The sequence below is a fragment of the Hymenobacter sp. M1-2 genome (assembly GCF_057808495.1).
On record NZ_JBTYZO010000052.1, the window covers coordinates 1 to 5113 of the forward strand.

The following is a 5113-nucleotide window of genomic DNA, read 5'->3' on the forward strand; positions in this document are numbered from 1 at the left end:
GCAAGCACTCCGCCTTGCCTGATTTTGGTGCGGGAGCCCTACCCCGACGGGGCTTGTTCTTTCTCTTCTTTCCAAATACTACCGATATGCCGCCCCGCCGGGGCTAGAAGAACCCTAATTGCATAAGTCTTAATTCAGGCGGGTGCAACAGCGCGGTCTACAGCCGCCACAACGTGGATTTCTACTCTTCCCGAATGCCGCTGAAATATTCGCGGGGCGTTTGGTCGGTGTGCTTTTTAAAGGCGCGGTTGAAGGCCGTCTTGGAGTTGAAGCCCACTTCCGTTGCTAGGGCCAACAGCGTGTACTGCCGGGCCTGTGGGGTCGCCATCAACTGCTTGACTTCCTCGACCCGGTAAGCGTTGACGAAATCGAAGAAGTTTTGGCCGAAGCCTTCATTGATGACTTTGGACAGCACGTGCGGCGGCAGTTGCAGCCCCGCCGCCAGCTCGTGCAGCGTCAGGCTAGGATTGAGGTAGGGCTTGTGTTGCCGCATGTAGGTGGTCACGGTGGCCTGCGCGGCGGGCAGATCAAGCGTGCCCAGCGGGCGGGGCGGGCGCGTTGCAGCCGGCGCGGTGGCTGGCTCGGGCAACTCGGTGGCCTCTGCCGGATTCGGGGCCGAAACCGGGGGCGAGGCAACGGGAGTCGGCACCAGCCGGAAGATTTCGGGCTGATGCAGCACGACGTAGCCCAGGAAATAGGGCAGCGTAGAAAACGCCAGCCAAATCAGCGCTTCGGTGCGAGCTGCGAGGGTGTACACGTCGAAGTCCACCCAACTGCTGACCAGCACCACGCCAAACAGAAACCCCCACACGACCAGGCACACCGCCTGAATGCCTAGCACCGTGGAGAGGTAGCGCAGGTTTTGGGCGTACGACACGCTAGCCTCGTACTGCTGGGTGTAGGCCCGGATAGCCCGGCGGCACGCCAGCCAGTAGATCCCGTTAGTGATCAGGGCCGCTAGTCCGGTGGCTAATAGCACGGCCCGCAACCCAGCCTCGTGGCTGATCAGCCGCAGCTGAAACTCGTAGCTGTCGAGCAGGAAGTAGGGCAGGTATACCAGCAGTTGCAGCGCCGAGGGCAGAAAATGCAGCCATTGCCGCCGCGACGGTACCTCGTGGAAGAGCAGCCGGCGGAGGTAGCCGTAAAACAGCGGGCCGTAGAGAAACCAGATGAAGTCCGGTACCAGCGTGAGCTGGGGATAAGCGTTGGCCACCGTCCGGTCGCTGCTGAGTACCGTGAGCAGCGTGCAGCCGGCCCCCAAGCCCAGCAACCACAACAGCCAGCGGTTGGCCGCCCAATTGGCCTGCTGAATGCTCGGAATAGCAATCAGAAGCAACACCCCCTGGAAGCACGAAAATAGCAGCAGCAGGTCGTAGAGCGAGTAGAACTGGAAGGTGCCGCTCAGGTCTTCCCAGCTTTGCACGCGCAATTCCACGGCGCCGGCCCGCACCTGCTGGCGCGTGACCACGCGGTTGGCGCGCACCTGCCCGTGCCCACTGCCCTCAATGGTGGCCCAGCTCCCCCGCGACACTTTGTATTCGAGCCGGGGCTGCGTCGTGCGCAGCGTGAGGCCAAACAGCCCATTGGCCTGCCGGCGGAACCGGTAGCGGGCATCGGCCGGCTGCCAGTGGTTGAACGACCCGACCAAGTAGAGCGCCGCATCGGCGGGCGTATTGCTTGGTAAGCTGGTCAGCACGAAATGATAAGCCACCGGCCGCCGCACGGTATCATCAGAAACCGGGGCGAGCGGCCTAGGTGGCGCGGCCGCCCACCCAGCCCAAGGGAAGCTCACAAGCAGCGCGAAGGCGAAGAAAAAACCAAATCTGGTTTGGGCGAGCACGCTGGAGAACTGTTGAGAGAGGACAAAGTAAGCGCATCGAAAGTAGCTCATCAAAAAAGAAGTCCCGACTAGAGAGCCGAGACTTCTTTTTGTTTCCATAATGGGCTAGGACTGCTTTGGGTGGCAGGAGAAATCTTACGAATCTGCCTCAACAAACGGCTTTAGGAGGGAACAGAAATCAGCAAAAGAATCTGCTACAAAGTAAGTATTACCATCTTCTTCCGTTGACTCCTCGAAGAAATGGCCGTGGTCCCAGAAGTATACACCTTTATCCTCTCCGGTGGTGATATAGGTGAGAAAACCGCCACCCGGCTCCTTGCCAAAAATGAAGGCAGTTTCTTGTAAGTCGTCTCCAAACTCATCAATCCAAAACGCAACGTTTTGACTTTTTATCGGCTGGTAAACTCCATAGAACACGTGCATGAGCACTTCTTCGCCAAGCCCTTCGACAAAGAATGATTGATAGTCCTCTGAGGCTCCGCCGTTGTAATTTTTTAAAAACGTGCGGTAGTCTTCTGGAAGTAAGAAGCCCAGCTTCTTCTCTAGAGCAACTATTTGTTCTTCGCTGGCTTGGCCGTTTGGTGTGATGTTAAGCATAGTATCATCATCACGCTCCTATGCTGGTTTATAATCAACTAATGAATCACAAAACTCAGTGAAGGAATCTGCCAGGAAATATGTATTGCCCTCTTCCTCCGATGATTCTGGGAAGAAGTGGGCATGATCCCAAAAATAGATTCCTTTATCGTCACCTTCTGTGATGAATAGTAGAAGACCTCCTCCTGGTTCTTTGCCAATTATTAGAGCTGTTTCCTGGATATCTTCTTTATACTCGTCAAGCCAGAATACTAAATTCAGTGTCTCAGTTGGATTGTTGAGCCCAAAGAAAACACGCATCAAAACATCTTGCTCGATACCTTCTACGAAGAAAACTTGGTTATTTATTCTACCGCCATTATGCTCTTTTAAAAAAGTGCGATAGTCATTTGGTAGCGTGAAGCCAAGCTTTTTTTCAAAAGCTGCTAATTCTTTCTCTTCGGCCTTGCCGTACGAATTAATGTTAAGCATCTTTTTTCTTGAGTATTGGGGTTTTCTTCCGTGCTTTTATGATCGAGCGAGCACCATAGTGGGTAAATCGGGTATGAACCTTGTCATTCACCTCCTGCATCGTAACCAAATTTTGATGGTGATGCCAGGTGTTTCCGTCAAGTGCTGGTCCTTCAAGTGCAAGTGCATCCGCAGCATCGTAATCTGTCGTGCAATTTCCTTGCATGTTAGGGATGTCTACTTCTTGTCGTTTGTGAGGCGGCTCAAAAACAGGAAAGCCCCCTTTGTATACAACAGAATTAAGGTCCCAGTCAGTGTATTTCCAGCTTCCGTCATCTAGCACTTCAATGGCGCCACCTTTCTTATACCATTTGGCAATGGTAGGGGAGTACTTAGGCTTGTTTTTTGGGTCTAGAGCGGTCTTAGGCGGGCGAGGTAACTGCGGAGGGGTAGCCGTTAGCGGAGTTGGGGTCGGTGGTGGCGTGGGTGGCAACGCTGCGCGCAAGCTAGGCGAAGGCAGCAGGTCCGGCGGTTTGGTAAGCGCGTTGAAGCGGGTAACCGGGTTTTTCTCCCACCAAAGCTGCGTATGGGCTTCAACGTGCGCGCCATGAAGGTCAATGGCGGCGGGTGAGAAATGGACTTCTGCTTCCAGCGAAGGCTGTCCGTTGCGGCCCCGCGCGTCGAAGCGAACTTCGTATCGCACGCACGCCGCATCATAGAACGTAAGCCGCCGTAGGGTGTGGCCTTCTTCATGGAAGAAACCAATGTGCCCGCTCACACGCCGGTACGAGTCGAGCCCAACCTCAGCCCAGAACCCCGAAAGTGCTTCTTCTCCCGTGAAGATCAGCTTGATAAGTCCGACTTTAACCGTGCTACTAGGTCGCCCTACATAGTCGGTGCTTTGCGAGAGTGAGTGGAGTGTGGTGGTGCAGAGCGCGTAATGGCCGGACACCTGAATTTCGGCATGTAGAACTGGCACGATAGGATAGCATTGATGGAGGCACTAAGCTACCGTTTTTCCCTTATGACTAGAGGAGGTAAAGGGGATTTTTATCCTCACGGCATGGGCTGCGGCGTGTAAGTAGGACCCACCGCCCGCGGGCCTTGCGGGGTCCAGGCTAGCTTGTCGATACAGAGCTGGCGCTCGGTCATCTTGGGGTTCCAGGCGTGGTAAACCAGATATTCGGTTTTGCCGTCGGGGCTCATGATGTGGGAGTGGTGGCCGGGGCCGCGCACTTTGCCTGGTACCTGGTGCAGCACGCGGGCCCCGTTTTCCGCTCCGGCATCGGAGTAGGGGCCTAAGATGGAATCAGCCACGCAGTAGTCGACGCCGTAGCGGTCGGTGAGGAAATTGGCGCCGCTGTAGAAGCAGTAGTATTTGCCCTCGTGGCGGCGCAGGAAGGGGCCTTCCAGGGTGTGCCACTGCGCAAAGGTGCGGTTGTCATAGAGCGGCATGAGGCGATTCTTCTCGAATACCGTCCAGGGGTGGCGGGCCCGCATCACGGTGCGGCTCTCGCCGGCCAGCCGGGTCATGCCAATCAGCTTATCCACCGCCAGGCCGGTGCCGGGGTAGTAGCCATTGTCGGAGTCGATGAAGTCGCGGGCGTAGAAGAGGTACCACTGCCCGTCGGTATCCTGGAAAGGATGAGCGTCGATGGTGAACTTGCTTTCCGGCACGTCAAGCAGGGCTACTTGCTGGTAAGGTCCGGCGGGTGTGCGGCTGGTGGCCACGTGCAGCCGATGCCCCACCGTGGCGCCCACGGCCCCGCCGCCCATGGAGTAATACATGTAGAACGTGCCCTCGTGGTATACCACCTCCGGGGCCCAGAACTGCGCTTTTTCGCTGCCATCGGGCGGAGTGAGGGCGCCGCCCGCCGGCTGCCAGTCCACCAAATTGCGGGAGGTAAGCACCGTGAAAATGCGGCCATCAGGCTTGGTACGGTCCTCGCCCGTGGTACCGAAGGCGTAGTACACGCCCTCATGCCGCAGCACGAAAGGGTCGGGGAAGTTGCCGGGCTGTATGGGGTTGGTGTAGGTGCGCGGCGGTGCCGGAGCTGCTGCCTGCGCCCGGCGCAGAAACGACAAGAGGCCGAGGCCAGCGGCGTAGCGCAGAAAGTGTCGGCGGGAGTTGGAGGAATCTGTCATTTGGGGTGGGAGAGGAGAGAAAGGAGCTAGGTTGTACGGACAATTATCTTTGCGTTCGTGAGTAATCTGGACGAAATCAGT

Annotated in this window: 5 protein-coding genes; all 5 read right to left on the reverse strand. The window is 56.7% G+C overall.

Going from position 1 to position 5113, the window contains the following annotated elements; translation table 11 throughout:
• Positions 1-181: 181 nt before the first annotated feature.
• Complete coding sequence (locus ACYSMN_RS25395) at positions 182-1792, reverse strand: helix-turn-helix domain-containing protein (protein ID WP_488926736.1); 1611 nt, start codon at positions 1790-1792, stop codon at positions 182-184.
• Between the two features lie 183 nt (positions 1793-1975).
• The gene (locus tag ACYSMN_RS25400; RefSeq protein WP_488926737.1) at positions 1976-2437 is read right to left on the reverse strand and encodes an SMI1/KNR4 family protein; all 462 of its coding nucleotides are present in this window, start codon (positions 2435-2437) and stop codon (positions 1976-1978) included.
• 18 nt (positions 2438-2455) lie between these two features.
• The gene (locus ACYSMN_RS25405; RefSeq protein ID WP_488926738.1) at positions 2456-2908 is read right to left on the reverse strand and encodes an SMI1/KNR4 family protein; all 453 of its coding nucleotides are present in this window, start codon (positions 2906-2908) and stop codon (positions 2456-2458) included.
• On the reverse strand, positions 2901-3866 hold the full coding sequence (gene tssD / locus ACYSMN_RS25410; protein ID WP_488926739.1) for a type VI secretion system tube protein TssD: 966 nt from the start codon (positions 3864-3866) through the stop codon (positions 2901-2903). Before tssD ends, ACYSMN_RS25405 begins: the two co-directional genes overlap by 8 nt.
• A 77-nt stretch (positions 3867-3943) precedes the next feature.
• On the reverse strand, positions 3944-5032 hold the full coding sequence (locus ACYSMN_RS25415) for a glycoside hydrolase family 43 protein (protein ID WP_488926740.1): 1089 nt from the start codon (positions 5030-5032) through the stop codon (positions 3944-3946).
• Between the last annotated feature and the right edge of the window lie 81 nt (positions 5033-5113).